A 14,428-nucleotide genomic window follows, 5' to 3' on the forward strand; every position below is an offset into this window, starting at 1 on the left:
TAGTCGCATCCCTATGCCCATACTTTCCACATATCGCCATTCTAGTGCTTTTGTATTATACTAGAGTAGTTTTCTGGGCTATATTTCCTAGTAGTTCAACATATGGAGATCCGATTTGGTGCGCTGTTTTCAAGAAAGCATGGCAGCGGTAGAGAAGCTGGAATGGTAGTTTAGCAGTTTATTAGACTTGGAGGGTTTACTAGATGATCAATTGGAAGCAATGCAAACGACTGGTTCTCATCTGTTTGACGATCCTGCTTGCGATACCAGCAATGGGAATGTCGGTTCAAGCCGCAGAAGCGGCTACACTGCCTGATGTGGAACTGCCGACAGGCGCAAGCTTTACGCTAGGCGGCAGTGTGAAGGTTAATGCCGCAGTTGAATGGGATCAGGGAGCCCCAACACAGAATCCGGACAAGCCTGGGATTCATAGATTTTCAGGTGCTTTGACGATAGCTATAGGGGATGTAAGGCCGCAGAGATTCAAAGCTAGAATTCATATCGATGTAGATGCCAATTCGGTGAATCAGAAAAATGTGCCAGCGGGCGCAACACAATCTGACTACAACCTGCCGGCAGTCTCGAATCTTGAACTAATTGGAAATTCGAACATTCAAGCTGATGTAGTCTTGGATCCAGGATTGCCGGTTTATGATCCTGCCGAAGGAGGACTCCGTATATCAGGAGCTTTGACGTTAGCAATTGGAGACGTCAATCCGCAGAGTTATCAAGCCAAATTGACGATTGTGACAGATGGAAAATTTTTAGTAGATGTGATGGGGACATTGCCATTTGACATGATCAGAGTGGCTTATGGTACGCCGCGTTCAGAGCTAAGTCTGCCGACAGAGGCGGAGGTAATGCTGAACAACAAACAACTCGGGAGAGCTGCTGTGACATGGGATCAAGGGGCACCGGCATATGATGCGAATCAACCGGGATCATACACCTTCCAAGGTACGTTGACATTGCCGACGGGCATTGAGAATCCGGGAGGCTACAAGGCCAGCATAGATGTTATCGTAGAGGAAAAAACGAATGTGTCCGTTACCGGTGTGGAGAAACTCAATCCCCTAACTGTGGGTTTTGGTACTCCGCGCTCTGAGCTGAGCCTGCCGATAGAGGTCGAGGTAACGCTTAGCGACGATAAGACATTGAAGGCTGCGGTAACTTGGAATCAAGGAACACCGGCATATGATGCGAATCAACCAGGATCGTATACCTTTGAAGGTACCTTGGTACTGCCAGCAGGCATAGAGAATCCAGAGAGCTATAAGGTGAAGCTGGACGTCATTGTGGCTGAAAAAGTAGCAGTTAACGTTATAAGCGTTGAGAAGTTAAGCGGCAAAACGGTATCGTACGGCACTCCAGCATCGAGGCTGAACCTGCCGACAGAAGTTGAAGTGACGCTGAGCGATAGCACGAAGATGGCTGCCGCTGTCACTTGGAATCAAGGCACTCCGGCTTACAATGGGAATCAAGCGGGAACGTATCGTTTCCAAGGCGCGTTAACATTGCCGGATGGGATAATGAACAGCAACGCTTTGGAGGCAGACCTTGAAATTAAGGTCGCTCCGCGTGTAATTGTACCGGGGCCTGCTCCGGAACCGTCTGTCATGCCGAGCACGAATTGCGGTCCGAATGGGTGCGTCATTCAATCGGATTATGGCTTGTCGATCAACGTTCCAATGAATGCAGCCAATGGCGACTTCACATTAACCGTCAACAAACGGGAATTGAGTCAGACGCAACGGACGCAGCTTCCACAACATGCGCAGATGTTGTTCGACGCACTTGAACTAAACAAAACATTTGAGAATCCATTCACAACTGTGGTTACCTTAAGCTTTGTATTTGATCAGGATAAACTGACTGACGGGCAGATCCCAGCTTTATATCAATATGATCAAACCAAGCAGTCTTGGACAGAAGTTCCGGGCCGCATTGAGAATGGGAAATTTATCGCTGATGTGAAGCAGCTCGCACTATTTGTGCTGCTGGCTGTGCAGGAGCTTGAAAGTGAGGAACAACCGGGAGTCGATCAAAACGGAATCGTATTGAACGATATAGCGGATCATTGGGCGAAAGCTGACATTGAACGGGCAATATCTTTAGGAATTGTACAAGGATATGAGGATGGCAGCTTCCGTCCGGGCGATCAGATTACCCGTCAAGCATTTGTAACGATGCTGGCCAGAGCTTTCCAATGGACAGCAACTGCAGAACCAACCGATTTCAAGGATGCGAATCAAGTAGCAGCATGGGCTAGTAAAGCCATTGCAGCGGCGAATGAAAGAGGATTGATGCAAGGCTATGAGGACGGCAGCTTCCGTCCAAACGATGCGGTAACTCGCACGCAACTGGCAATAATCGTAGCAGGTATGCTGCCAGATTCAAGTGTTCCAGCAGAAGGTGGACTCGCTGGTTTCACCGATGCGCAAGGCATTCCAGGCTGGGCCAGACCATCTTTCCTTACCGCTGTCAACGAGCATATTCTAGTTGGAACCGATCAGTCCGAATTACAGCCATTGCGTCAAGTTACTCGTGCTGAAGCGATAGTCATTATCTTGCGTCTATTAAACAAGCTTAAAGAAAAATAATTTAACTAGTATATAATTGGATAAAGTTCTCCGCCAACGCAGACAAGCGGCGGTTCTTAAGCCATACCAGCCCGACGGGAGCAGTCATCTCGGACGGGCTGGTTATTTGATTGGCTTGAATAGCAGCCCGGTCATGCACCTTGAGCAGAGTCTCCGGTACGATCGCCGAACAAAAGCCGGACTCTACCAGCCGGATCAGCAGCGAGATGTCGGAGCAGTCGCCTACAATATTCGGTTGCAGATGAAGCTCAGAGAAAGCCTGCCGGATCAAATAATGCACGCCTAGTCCCGGTGTGCTGGGGAGCATAAGCGGGATGTCTTGCAGCTCGGCAAGCGAGACGCCAGCATCCTGAGGAGCTGGCTGCGAAGCCTCTGCCGATGTCACCACATAAAACGGCTCGCTATATAGATGATGGACAGCCAAATCATCGCCTAAATCAAGGGGCAAGCGAATAAATGCCAGTTCAACCGCGCGTTCTCTGACTAATTGGCAGAGGCGGACGGACTCACTTTGCTGGATGTGGTAGGCGGCCTTGGGGTAGGTTTCTCGAAAGCGATGGAGAAGGTCCGGCAGCTCTGCAACCGAAAGCGTATTGACGCCAAGCGCCAACGTACCGCTACTGCCTTGTCCGACTTCTTTCACCTCAGATGCGGCTTCCTCGATAAGCTCCACCATTTGCAGAGCATAGTCATAGAGCTTCTTTCCCGCTGCCGTTAGCTTCAAATATTTGCCGCTTCGCTCCATTAATACTGTGCTCAGCTCTTCTTCCATCGCTTTCAATTGCTGACTGAGCGGCGGTTGGGAGAGATGCAGCCGCTTCGCAGCGGCCGATACAGTCCCTTCCTCCACAATCGCAATGAAATAGCGCAGCTGCCGGATATCCATCATGCTCCTCCTTGTATATGAAAAACCTTAGTGTATGATAGTTTATCTATATTTTTAGAATGGATATGCTTATGATACCATGATTTTATAGGAATAGATGAACAGGAGGATTACGATGATTAATGATACGGACATGAAGTATTTGCGACGCTGCGTGGAATTAGCAGAGGCCGCTCTGGAAGCGGGCGATGAGCCGTTCGGCTCGATGCTCGTCTCCGCTTCCGGGGAAGTGCTGATGGAAGACCATAACCATGTAGCTGGCGGCGACCATACCCAGCATCCGGAATTTGCTTTGGCGCGCTGGGCGGCACAGAATATGACGATTGAAGATAGGGAGAAGGCCATCGTCTACACGTCAGGCGAGCATTGCCCGATGTGTGCAGCAGCCCACGGCTGGGCTGGCTTGGGACGGATTGTATATGCCAGCTCCTCGAAGCAATTGGCAGGGTGGCTGGATGAGCTGGAGGTTGCCCCGTCGCGCGTCCGCAATCTTTCGATCCAGGAGGTCATTCGGGATACTGTCATTGAAGGACCGGTTCCTGAGCTGGCGGAGGAAGTGCGGCGGCTTCATGTTCGGCTGCATGACAAAAAGCACAATTCGAGTAATGCTTAACTGATAAAAACGCAACCTGATAAGGGTTGCGTTTTTTTGAACTTAGAAATATGGTTGTTAATTATTTAACTTTTAAAGTCTCTGAAAAAGTAATAGCCGGATGCAATTGCGCCGACCAGCGCTGTAATGGAGAATAGCAAGTAAACCAATTGTTTGTAATGAACCATTCCACTCGGGACAAGGAAGATGAAAGCGATAAATAGGACCATTAGAGTTACGAACATTTTGTTGGTCACATTTAACCGGATCTGCAGATTATATTCATTCTTCTTCCCAATCTTGGTCAAAAAGATGGTATACGCTACAATACTGAGCAACCCGACCAAATCCATAATTCCTACAATCAAATTAAAATTGTCCATAACCTTTAGCCACTGATCCAATTCATGTACCATCATGATCTCCTCCTTTGGTATATGCAAAAATTTCATCAACACTCACCTCAAAAAAGTGATAGAAACTTGCGGTGATTGCACACCATTTATTTTGGGAAATTGGCCCATGCCCTGCACAAATGTCCTTCATACGATATAGGGTTCCTGTATTGGATTCGTGCAATCATTATCTCCAAGGGAGTGGGAAGAGTGAAATCAAGAACGGGGCTAACCGGGCGAGTAATCTTTCGAGGAGATCCGGGTTATGAAGCGGCGCGCAAAAATTGGGACCCTCATACAGACCGATACCCTAAAGTGTTTGTGTTTGCCCAAAAAACACAGGATGTAGCGAACGCAATTAAGTGGGCGCGGAAACATAACGTACCGATTCGTCCAAGAAGCGGCAGACATTCGCTGGAGGTTAATCTTTCACAGGTTAACGGGGGAATGGTCATTGATGTCAGCGATATGAAGGGGATCAAGCTGAACCGAAAAAATGGAACAGCAATCGTGGAAACGGGCAATCGAGTCGGCAGAATTGCACATACGCTGGCGCGGCAGGGCTATATCGCTCCTTTCGGCGACAGTGCGACGGTCGGGATCGGCGGCATTACGGCTGGGGGCGGCATCGGGCCGCTTATGCGGACGACGGGTCTCATCAGCGACAATCTGATTGAGCTTGAGATGGTAGACGCGAATGGCAAAGTCATCCGTGCGAACAAACATCGCAATGCCGATCTTCTGTGGGCTTCCCGCGGCGGAGGCGGGGGCAACTTTGGCGTATATACCCGGTATAAGCTTAAAGTATTACCCGCCCCAGCCACAGCGACTGTATATCGGATTACCTGGCCGTGGAATCAATTCGAGAAGCTGCTTAAGGTATGGCAGAGATGGGCTCCTTCCGTGAATACGAAGCTGGGCAGCGAATTTTCGATCGGACCGAAAAAAGGCGGCAATGTCTTGATGGAAGGACTGTATCTCGGCTCCCGGGCGGAAGCGCTTCGGTTATTGAAGCCGATGACGAGTGTTGGAACGCCAACTAGCAAGGTCATTCGGGAAGTGCCGTACCCGGAAGTCGTGGGGTTCTTATTAGATCCCGATCCGGTGCAGACTCAAAGATACAGCAACCAGTTCTCGTCCGGTTACGGCAGACGGCCATTCCCGGATAAAGCGATACGGTCGATGCGTCAATTTTTAGAGAATGTGGAGGGAAAAGATGCCGGCTTCTTCTTCCTGAACTGGGGCGGGGCAGTAAGCCGCAAGTCGCCTGCTTCAACAGCCTTTTACTGGCGCAAGGCCAAGTTCTATGTAGAGTGGAACAGCTCCTGGCTTAAGCAATCCGATGCTCCCAAAAATATCGCGATTGTCCGCCAGACTCGCCGGAATCTGCAGCCGTATATTGTAGGCTCTTATATTAACGTTCCGGATCAAGGGATCAAAAACTCGGGGCCGGTCTACTATGGGGCCAACTATCCACGATTGCGAAGGGTTAAGGCAAAATATGACCCTAACAATGTGTTCCGAAATCCTCAAAGCATCAAGCCCGCGCAGAAAAGATAGCTTTGTCTTATGGTTGTCCGTTAGCATTGCAAGTGTACAGTCTTCTCTGTTGTAACTTTGAATATGACGGAGAAGCTACATACCATACGTATGCTTAAGAGTTGAGAGCCGTTCACTAGAAGCGGCGATGACGGCTCCATCAGCTGTATTTAGCCAGCTTAATCCGATCAGCTAACAGACCCTTCTCAAGTCTCAAATGAAGCAGCTCTGTCTGCAAATCCTTCGCAATTGTATGTACGGCGGTCAATACGGACTCTCCGATATGCACATCCTTTTTGGACACCAGATACTCAAAGATACAGGCGATGCAGCCCTCGCATATTTCTAGCTTGTTCAGCAGCTCATCCTCTTCCTCCACCAGCCGTTCATAGACCGTCATCAGTTCGACCATACTATACACCAACTCCATGTTTGTGAATGTTACGTATATGCGTACCAGAATTGTCCATATTATATGATACGCTATTGCGTATAGTCAATGGTCGAATTCAAACATAGTTGGTGATTGAATGCCTAAGAAGGTTGTTGTTAAAATTCCTGAGCTTATAAAAGAATACAATATCTCCTTAAGAGAATTGTCTCGCATATCCGATGTCAGGCATGCCGCGCTCAGTGAGCTGTCTAGCGGCAAGAGGGAAAATATAAACTTCAATCACATTGAACGTATCGCCGAGGCGCTTAATATTACGGATATTAAAAAAATTATTGATTTGGTCGAATATATGGATAAGTCGTAAAAAGCAATCGCCCCGAAGTGGCCGTTGCTTTTTTCTTTTTAAACCATTGGATCAACCCAAATTTATTCACCGCGTTAGCTTTATAGTATACTGGTTACCAAGTATAACGAGGGAAGAGGGAACGGATGGATGCCTACAATATTAGTTGCTGATGATGATGTGAACATTCGTGAACTTGTCTGCTTATTCTTGCGAAATGACGGCTTCGAGACCGTCGAAGCCGCAGACGGCAAGGAAGCGATGAGCGTATATGCCTCGACGAGAGTAGATCTTGTCGTGCTTGATATTATGATGCCGCTCATGGATGGCTGGGAGCTATGCAGGGAGCTTCGAAAAGCGAATCCTGATCTCCCGTTGCTGATGTTGACGGCAAGAGGCGAGACATGGGAGAAGGTGAAAGGGTTCCAGCTTGGTACGGATGATTATTTGACCAAGCCGTTCGATCCGCTGGAGCTGACTGTCCGCATCAGGGCGTTGCTGAAGCGTTACGGGGTCAGCTCGATGCAGTCCATCCAGATTGGCAGCGTCCTTCTGGACCGCCAAACCTATAAGGTGACGATAGGAGCGGATTCAATGGCGCTTCCGCTCAAGGAATTTGAATTATTGTACAAGCTGGCGGGCAAGCCTGGACAAATCTATACGCGCGAGCAGCTGATCGATCAGATTTGGGGGATGGATTACGCTGGCGATGAACGGACGGTCGATGTCCATATTAAGCGGCTGCGCGAACGGTTCGCGGAAACGCCTGATTTTCGGATCGATACCGTGCGCGGTCTCGGTTACCGGCTTGAGGTATTCTCATGATCAGTTCTTTATATACCCGTGTCGTATTGACCTTTCTGGTGTCAGTCATCGGGGGGACGATCATTGCTACGTTTACGACGTCGTGGCTGTATCAGGAGAGGCTGAACGATAACCTGATGCTGAACGTATTCCACTTCGGCGAAGACGTCTCACGGATCTACGATGCCTTACCGCTTGCGGAGGCGGATTCGTACGTCAGTGGAATGAAGCAGCTCCATTCCTTCTATATTCGCATGTACAACGAAGACGGCCATATTGCGTCATTCGGGGAACTGAACGGTCAGAGCGTATCCGATGTAACGACGGAGCAAATCAGTCAAGTACTGGCTGGAGAAGTGCTTCAGATCAGCTCGAAGGGAATCGTGCCTGTTCTGCTGGGCATGCCTCTTCATACAGAGACAGGGACGAAAGCCATGTTTGTAGAGCCGCTTGCGGCTTCATCCGTATCGCTGCTGGTGAAGTTCTTGACCAACTCCTTAATTGCCGGTAGCTTGCTGATTCTGATCGCAGCAGTATTCCTGGTCAGGCCGATTAAGAAGCTGACCGAAGCAACCAAAAGGATTGCGGCCGGAGACTTCAACGTCAAGCTGAACATTAAGCAAAAGGGTGAGCTGGGTACGCTAGCCCGCAGCTTCGAAGAGATGATGCGGGATTTGAAGCAGCTGGAGCAGATGCGCAGGGAGTTCGTATCGAATGTATCGCATGAGGTGCAGTCGCCGCTCACCTCGATCTCCGGTTATGCCATAGCGCTCAAGCAAGCCGGTATCCCTGAGAGCGAGCGTAATCGCTACCTTGATATTATCATCTCCGAAGCGAAGCGCATGTCCAAGATGAGCGACAGCCTGCTTAAGTTGAGCTTGCTGGAGTCCAGCAAGCAGCAGCTGCGGGTAACCGAGCTCAGGCTTGATGAGCAGATCAGGCGGGTTATTGTAGCGATTCAGCCGCAATGGTCGGCACGCAGCATTAGCTTCGACATGAATCTGAAGCCCATATCAGTCATGGCGGATCACGACCAGCTCAATCAAGTCTGGACCAACATTATTGGGAATAGCATCAAGTTTTCCGAAGAGGGCGGCACCATTCATGTCAGCATGAAGCAAGACGCCAAAACCGTAACCGTTCGCATATCCGACACCGGTATCGGCATCTCTGAGGAGGATCAGAAGCGGATATTCGAGAGGTTCTTCAAAGCCGATCGTTCCCACAGCCGCAAGTATGACGGCAGCGGTATGGGACTTGCTATCGCAAAGCAGATTGTGTCGCTGCATGAAGGACACATCCGTGTCGAAAGCGAGCTTGGAAGGGGCGCTGCTTTTATCGTCACTTTGCCACTTGCGGTTCCAACGGCAGAGTGATTAAAGTTTTGGCGGCTGTTCATATTCAGTTCATATTCGCGTCATGGTCTGTACATCTTCATCAGTTAAGCTTTCTATAGCGGCTTGCTAAGGCAGCGAATTAACTGGTAAAGAAGGGTGTAGGTAAGATGAAAAAGTGGCTGAGGGTTCTGCTCAAAACGTTAGCAGTAATTCTAATATTGATTGTAGCTTTTATCGCGATCGTATATATCGTGAATGTGATCGGCAACAAGACAGATCAGAAGAAGATCCAGGCATATGGGCAGCTTGTTCCCGTAGACGGCAAAAATATGAATGTGCTCATTCAAGGGGATGGCGAAGAGACAGTCGTGCTTCTGCCGGGCTATGGAACAGCTTCGCCTGTCCTGGACTTCAAGCCGCTCATAGACGAGTTGTCACTCGATTACAAAGTGGTTGCCATTGAGCCATTCGGATACGGATTAAGCGACTTGACCGATAAAGACCGCACGACCGAAAATATTGTTCAAGAGATCCACGAGGCTCTCCAAAACCTTAACATTGACCGCTATATTCTGATGGGACACTCGATTACTGGCCTATACGGTGTTGATTATGTAAGCAAGTATAGGGATGAGGTTACTGCTTTTATCGGCATCGATACCAGTGTTCCAACGCAGGGCGGCATGGATGTCGAATTCCCGATCGGCAAATTTAAGCTGCTCAAAAACTTAGGCTTTGCCAGATTGATGTTGAAATTTAGTCCCGATCCTTATGAAGGCTTGCCTTACGATGAGGAAACCAGAAAACAATTTAAATTGATCCAGCTCAAGATCATGTTCAACCCTACCATCTTGAATGAGATGGAGCATATCTCCTCGAACTTCAAAGAGGGCAAGCATATGAAGTTCCCGGTGGATCTTCCTCTGCTGCTTCTTGTCGGAAGTGATAATCTCTCTGAGGAATGGGTTCCGCTTCATGAGGAGCAAGCGGCTAGTGTAGAGAATGGCAAAATGGTTGTCTTCGATACAAGCCATTATGTGCATCATACAAAATCAAAGGAAATTGCAGACAACTTCAGACAGTTCATGGCGGACATGAAGTAAGCTCGTTCAAAAAATCAAAATCATGCCTAACTAGGTGCATGGATGGCTAATCGCCGTCTATGCACTTTGTTTTTATTATCCGGCTTATGAAGGATAGCTAACTTGGCTAAACCAGCAGCATCTGTGATATACTGTGTACCGTTACACTACTTTTTGATGGGGAGGGGGATATTCAATGAAGAAGAGGGCGTTGCGCAATTTGTCTTCTGGCATTGGATATTCAACAGCTGTTTTCTTCTAGAATGACCACAGACGGGATACGTCTGTCCAATTACGGTCATTCCAATCATAGCTTACCTATTGAAAAGGAGAATATACAATGAAAAATGCCAATACAAATGTAGTTCAACGATCAAATCCGGACACGATCGCGCAGCCGGTCGGTCAGTATAGCCATGTTACGAAGATTAGCCGGAATGCGGAATGGTACGTATTTTCCGGGCAAATCGGAACCGACCAAGGAGGGGACATCCCCGCCGACTTTAACCAACAAGCTGCCAATACGCTTGATAATATAGTGAAGGTGCTGGGTTCGCAGCAATTAACGCCCGATCATGTCGTCAAGGTGAATATCTGGGCTACAGAACCGATCGATTGGGATCACTTCTACGGGGTGTGGGGGGCGACGTTCGGCGCTACGCCTCCATCGATGACGGTTGCCTACGTGCAGGCGCTCGGCTTGACTGAACTGAAGATTGAGCTCGATGTGTGGGCTGCCGGCTAGCGTTAAGTTGCACTATAATGTTAATGGCATGGCTGCCATACTGTCCCGCAAGCTGTAAACATTAAGTTATATAGAACTAAACAAGGGGTTGTCTCAATTTATGAGACAACCCCTATTTAATGTGCGACAAATATTCAAATGCAGTTGTGCCATATACGCTTTTAAAATGCTTGTTCAAATGGGCCAAGTCTACAAAGCCACAATCTGCTACCGCCGAATAGACATCTTTATTCCTTTCGATTAACTGCTTTGCGCGTTCGACTTTGCAGTTAAGGAAGTATTGATACGGGGAAATCCCCGTATGTGCCTTGAATAACCGGATCAATTGAAACTTTGATAATTGAAGCTCACCGCTAATCTCTTCAAGCTTCAGGACATGGTCCAAACCCTCATGAAGCATGTCCTTTGCTCTCCGAATCATCGCATGCTCCATTTTACCGTTCGTCGTGAGCTTTGTTTGAACAAGATGATCCGCCAAGGACAAATACAACTCGCTGCACAGCGCTTCATCCCTTCCCTTCAATATGGCGTCGGAGAGCCGTAAGATATGCTGTTCCAGCCGTGAATCATACACAATCGGAGTCAAGAAGCGCGGAGCGGCTTTCATATCCGTTGCCTCAAGCAGCAGTTCGGGATCAATATAGAGCATGACGTAATCCAGACCTGATTTGTCATAAGCCATCCCGTCATGCGCTTGCTCCGGGTTGAACAGCATCACGCCATTCTGATAAGACAGCTGCAGGCTGCCATCGAGGCTATATTTTTGAATTCCGCGCAAGGTAACGCCTACGGCATACTCCTGATGCGCATGCTTTTTATACGTGAAGTCCGTCATGCTTGCGGTCAGCGCAGTAATGCCGATCGATTTTTTATAGATAAACCTGTTCATCTCATCCATATCTTCACCTCATTCCATGCTTGCCTACAACCAGATCATGATCGCAGCGTAAGCGAGTGATAACGCCATACATATATTCACTGCCTTCTTATGTTTTTGCAATAAAGTTTTGAAGATCGCTCCGAAGAGCACCCATGTCAGAAAGGCTGCAAATCCAATGAGCGTGATCGCTACTATTCCGTATATCCTCGCGCTGTTTGAGCTGTAGTGAGGCAGAATGAACGCCGGGATGACTGTCAGTGAGTAGAGGACTACCTTTGGATTAAGAAATTGCATCATGATGCCCGACCAGAAGGAGGCAGCTTGGTTCGAAACGGCCTTTGATACATCCATCCTGTAAATCAAATAAGCAAGATAGAGCATATAGATGGTTCCGATTATTTGCATCACGACAATGATTTTCGGCAGATAGGCGATCAGCCACGTATTGAGCGTGGCGGATATAACCAGCAATAAGCCAAGGCCAACTGTTGCTCCATAGGTATATTCCATCGCTTTTTTCGTCCCGAAGCGGTGGACGGTGGACAAGATCACGATATTCGTAGGGCCCGGTGTAATAGTAGCCATTATACAGTAAATCAAAAAAGATGTAATACTCATGAGAACCCCTCTTTCTGGTATTCTCACATCCTACATCTATAAGGATAAAAGCTATAGTATATTATTGCAGATTCAGTGCTTCAATTACCTTTATGATGTGTATATTGCTGCATGTTTCTTTCATGATGAACTAATATGAGTGAAATTTTTAACAAAAAAAGGGTTTCGAGATTATTTTGCAGAAAAGTACAAGATGCGCCAAATTGCGTAATGTATGAATGAGTTATGTTGTCGTTGTCGGAATGGTATCGTCGTTGCCGAATTGAGCTTGGTTGGTGACGCATATTTTATTGTTGGGGGAATTACTAATGCATCGAAGGAAAAGTAGGAGGTTACTGAGCGGCATTCTAGCTTTATTGGTTATGCTCAGTATATCTCCTGTACAGACTGCAAGTGCAATCACGTTGAATCCATTAGGTCCGAATTATGAAATTACGGCATACCCCGATTGGCCCAGCGGAATGCCGATGAATTACTCTCTCTTTGGCGGTGGCGTCTTTGACGGTCATGATATATGGATGATTCCAGTGGAAACTGATCGGGTTGTGAAGATTAGTCCCGAGACAGGTGAGATGACGGGATACTCGGACTGGCCCAGCGGATATACGAAGAGAAACGGAGCTTTTAGCGGAGGCGTATTTGACGGGCAGCACATATGGATGATCCCTTCTCTTGCGGATAGGGTAATTAAAATTGATCCGGATACCGGTGAAATGACCGGGTATAACGATTGGCCGGCTGGCTTCCAGAGTCAAAATGCTGCATTTTCCAGCGGTGTCTTTGACGGCACTTATATATGGCTGATCCCAGTCAATGCAAATCAGATTATTAGGATCGATCCGGTAACTGGAGAGATGACGGGTTACGACGAGTGGCCGGACGGTTTCCGAAAGGAGAACTATGCTTTTAATGAGGGCGTGTTCGATGGCACCTTTATTTGGATGATCCCATCAATGGCGGACCGAGTGATCAAATTGAATCCGGCAACTGGTGAAATGACGGGATATAGCGATTGGCCTGCGGGATACGACGGGACAGGCTATTCGTTTGGGGGCGCAGTATTCGACGGGAATTCAATATGGATGCTGCCTTATAGCGCCAATCAGATTGTGAAATTGGATACGGCTACGGAAGAAATGACGGGTTATGATCAATGGCCAAGCGGATTCGATAAAAGCCGGAATTTATTTCGAGGTGGTGCGTTCGACGGCGAGCATATTTGGACGAAGCCATCCAGTGATGCGCGTATTTTGAAGATTGATCCGGCATCCGGAGACATCACAGGATTCAATCAATGGCCTGATGGCTTCAATGGAGAGAATAAATCCTTTAGTGATGCAGTCTATGATGGGAACAGCGTCTGGTTTATTCCATCCAATGTGGACCGAGTCATTCGATTGACAAGCGTTCCAGAACTCAGCGCGGTTACAGGGGGCGATGGTCAAGCGACAATCTCATGGCAGCCTGTATATGGAGCGACGGGTTACCATGTTTACCAAAGCTTGTCGCCTGGAGGCAGTGGAACAGAGATTGCCGCTGTAAGCGGAGCGGAGAGTTCGCATACAGAAACAGGATTATCGAATGGCGTGACATACTATTATACGGTCAAAGCTGTATATGCATGGGGAGAGAGCGCGGCTTCCAATGAGATGAGTGTCACGCCAATGAGCAGCAATGCGGATTTAAGTGGACTCTCATTGTCTCAAGGAACACTGAGTCCATCGCCATTCGATCCTGCCACCACAGCTTACACGGCAAGCGTTGGTCATGGTGTTAGCAGCGTGACAGTAACGTCAACTGTCTCAGATAGTGGTGCAACATTGAGCGTTAGTGTATATGACAGTGCAGGCACGCGCACCTATGGTCCGGAGAGCCTGACGAGCGGGGCAGAATCGCTGTCACTGCCGCTATCAGTTGGAAGCAACCGTATAGAAGTGACGGTTACGGCGCCAAGCAGTATGGAGAAGACGTACATAGCGACCGTCACTCGGGAGGCTAGCAGCAATGCGGACTTAAGCGGACTCGCATTGTCCGAAGGGACGCTGAGTCCGTCGCCATTCGATCCTGTCACCACAGCTTATACGGCAAGCGTTGGTCATGGTGTTAGCAGTGTGACAGTAACGCCAACGGTCACGGATAGCGGTGCAACTTTGAGTGTTAGTGTACATGACAGTGCTGGAACGCGTACTTATGGTCCGGAGACCCTGACGAGC

General features: G+C 48.3%; 14 protein-coding genes. 9 read left to right on the plus strand and 5 right to left on the minus strand.

All coding sequences use genetic code 11. From position 1 onward, the window contains the following. Positions 1-203: 203 nt before the first annotated feature. Positions 204-2,600, plus strand: coding sequence for an S-layer homology domain-containing protein (locus ACFVSO_RS17080; RefSeq protein ID WP_387475652.1), 2,397 nt, complete (start codon positions 204-206; stop codon positions 2,598-2,600). 1 nt (position 2,601) lies between these two features. On the opposite strand, the gene ACFVSO_RS17085 is transcribed toward ACFVSO_RS17080, so the two are convergent. Beyond that, positions 2,602-3,486, minus strand: coding sequence for a LysR family transcriptional regulator (locus tag ACFVSO_RS17085; RefSeq protein ID WP_387476224.1), 885 nt, complete (start codon positions 3,484-3,486; stop codon positions 2,602-2,604). Between the two features lie 115 nt (positions 3,487-3,601). On the opposite strand from ACFVSO_RS17085, the gene ACFVSO_RS17090 reads away from it, so the two are divergent. Then, positions 3,602-4,099, plus strand: coding sequence for a nucleoside deaminase (locus tag ACFVSO_RS17090; protein ID WP_387475654.1), 498 nt, complete (start codon positions 3,602-3,604; stop codon positions 4,097-4,099). 65 nt (positions 4,100-4,164) lie between these two features. Here ACFVSO_RS17090 and ACFVSO_RS17095 read toward each other — a convergent pair whose 3' ends face one another. After that, complete coding sequence (locus tag ACFVSO_RS17095) at positions 4,165-4,497, minus strand: hypothetical protein (protein ID WP_387475656.1); 333 nt, start codon at positions 4,495-4,497, stop codon at positions 4,165-4,167. Between the two features lie 186 nt (positions 4,498-4,683). Between ACFVSO_RS17095 and ACFVSO_RS17100 the strand changes: the two genes are divergently transcribed. Further along, entirely contained in the window at positions 4,684-6,033 is a 1,350-nt protein-coding gene (locus ACFVSO_RS17100; protein ID WP_387475658.1) for an FAD-binding oxidoreductase, read from the plus strand. 139 nt (positions 6,034-6,172) lie between these two features. Here ACFVSO_RS17100 and ACFVSO_RS17105 read toward each other — a convergent pair whose 3' ends face one another. Further along, positions 6,173-6,424 (minus strand): hypothetical protein, encoded by a 252-nt coding sequence (locus ACFVSO_RS17105; RefSeq protein ID WP_387475660.1) that lies wholly within the window; start codon positions 6,422-6,424, stop codon positions 6,173-6,175. A gap of 118 nt (positions 6,425-6,542) precedes the next feature. On the opposite strand from ACFVSO_RS17105, the gene ACFVSO_RS17110 reads away from it, so the two are divergent. The 5 genes from ACFVSO_RS17110 to ACFVSO_RS17130 all read left to right on the plus strand — a co-directional run bounded on the left by ACFVSO_RS17110 (position 6,543) and on the right by ACFVSO_RS17130 (position 10,717). Continuing rightward, entirely contained in the window at positions 6,543-6,770 is a 228-nt protein-coding gene (locus ACFVSO_RS17110) for a helix-turn-helix domain-containing protein (protein WP_387475661.1), read from the plus strand. A gap of 129 nt (positions 6,771-6,899) precedes the next feature. Beyond that, positions 6,900-7,574 (plus strand): response regulator transcription factor, encoded by a 675-nt coding sequence (locus ACFVSO_RS17115; RefSeq protein ID WP_387475663.1) that lies wholly within the window; start codon positions 6,900-6,902, stop codon positions 7,572-7,574. Continuing rightward, positions 7,571-8,929 (plus strand): sensor histidine kinase, encoded by a 1,359-nt coding sequence (locus ACFVSO_RS17120; RefSeq protein ID WP_387475665.1) that lies wholly within the window; start codon positions 7,571-7,573, stop codon positions 8,927-8,929. The genes ACFVSO_RS17115 and ACFVSO_RS17120 overlap by 4 nt, the downstream gene beginning before the upstream one ends. Before the next feature lie 128 nt (positions 8,930-9,057). Continuing rightward, entirely contained in the window at positions 9,058-9,993 is a 936-nt protein-coding gene (locus ACFVSO_RS17125) for an alpha/beta hydrolase (RefSeq protein WP_387475667.1), read from the plus strand. A gap of 319 nt (positions 9,994-10,312) precedes the next feature. Further along, positions 10,313-10,717 carry a RidA family protein gene (locus ACFVSO_RS17130; RefSeq protein WP_387475669.1) on the plus strand — a complete coding sequence of 135 codons (405 nt, stop codon included), beginning with the start codon at positions 10,313-10,315 and terminating at the stop codon, positions 10,715-10,717. A gap of 112 nt (positions 10,718-10,829) precedes the next feature. On the opposite strand, the gene ACFVSO_RS17135 is transcribed toward ACFVSO_RS17130, so the two are convergent. Both ACFVSO_RS17135 and ACFVSO_RS17140 read right to left on the minus strand, forming a co-directional pair. Beyond that, on the minus strand, positions 10,830-11,606 hold the full coding sequence (locus ACFVSO_RS17135) for an AraC family transcriptional regulator (RefSeq protein ID WP_387476226.1): 777 nt from the start codon (positions 11,604-11,606) through the stop codon (positions 10,830-10,832). Positions 11,607-11,639: 33 nt separating this feature from the next. After that, on the minus strand, positions 11,640-12,215 hold the full coding sequence (locus ACFVSO_RS17140; protein ID WP_387475671.1) for a LysE family translocator: 576 nt from the start codon (positions 12,213-12,215) through the stop codon (positions 11,640-11,642). 308 nt (positions 12,216-12,523) lie between these two features. Between ACFVSO_RS17140 and ACFVSO_RS17145 the strand changes: the two genes are divergently transcribed. Then, on the plus strand, positions 12,524-14,428 hold a 1,905-nt coding region (locus ACFVSO_RS17145; protein WP_387475673.1), incomplete at its 3' end, for a cadherin-like beta sandwich domain-containing protein.

This window comes from Paenibacillus sp. NPDC057967 (assembly GCF_042887015.1).
In the GTDB taxonomy this organism is placed as follows: domain Bacteria; phylum Bacillota; class Bacilli; order Paenibacillales; family Paenibacillaceae; genus Pristimantibacillus.

Excerpts from the sequence above, each read along its gene's own strand:
- ACFVSO_RS17080 (WP_387475652.1), top strand. The coding sequence starts at position 204 with ATGATCAATTGGAAGCAATGCAAACGACTGGTTCTCATCTGTTTGACG.
- ACFVSO_RS17085 (WP_387476224.1), bottom strand. The coding sequence starts at position 3,486 with ATGGATATCCGGCAGCTGCGCTATTTCATTGCGATTGTGGAGGAAGGG.
- ACFVSO_RS17090 (WP_387475654.1), top strand. The coding sequence starts at position 3,602 with ATGATTAATGATACGGACATGAAGTATTTGCGACGCTGCGTGGAATTA.
- ACFVSO_RS17095 (WP_387475656.1), bottom strand. The coding sequence starts at position 4,497 with ATGATGGTACATGAATTGGATCAGTGGCTAAAGGTTATGGACAATTTT.
- ACFVSO_RS17105 (WP_387475660.1), bottom strand. The coding sequence starts at position 6,424 with ATGGTCGAACTGATGACGGTCTATGAACGGCTGGTGGAGGAAGAGGAT.
- ACFVSO_RS17110 (WP_387475661.1), top strand. The coding sequence starts at position 6,543 with ATGCCTAAGAAGGTTGTTGTTAAAATTCCTGAGCTTATAAAAGAATAC.
- ACFVSO_RS17115 (WP_387475663.1), top strand. The coding sequence starts at position 6,900 with ATGCCTACAATATTAGTTGCTGATGATGATGTGAACATTCGTGAACTT.
- ACFVSO_RS17120 (WP_387475665.1), top strand. The coding sequence starts at position 7,571 with ATGATCAGTTCTTTATATACCCGTGTCGTATTGACCTTTCTGGTGTCA.
- ACFVSO_RS17125 (WP_387475667.1), top strand. The coding sequence starts at position 9,058 with ATGAAAAAGTGGCTGAGGGTTCTGCTCAAAACGTTAGCAGTAATTCTA.
- ACFVSO_RS17130 (WP_387475669.1), top strand. The coding sequence starts at position 10,313 with ATGAAAAATGCCAATACAAATGTAGTTCAACGATCAAATCCGGACACG.
- ACFVSO_RS17135 (WP_387476226.1), bottom strand. The coding sequence starts at position 11,606 with ATGAACAGGTTTATCTATAAAAAATCGATCGGCATTACTGCGCTGACC.
- ACFVSO_RS17140 (WP_387475671.1), bottom strand. The coding sequence starts at position 12,215 with ATGAGTATTACATCTTTTTTGATTTACTGTATAATGGCTACTATTACA.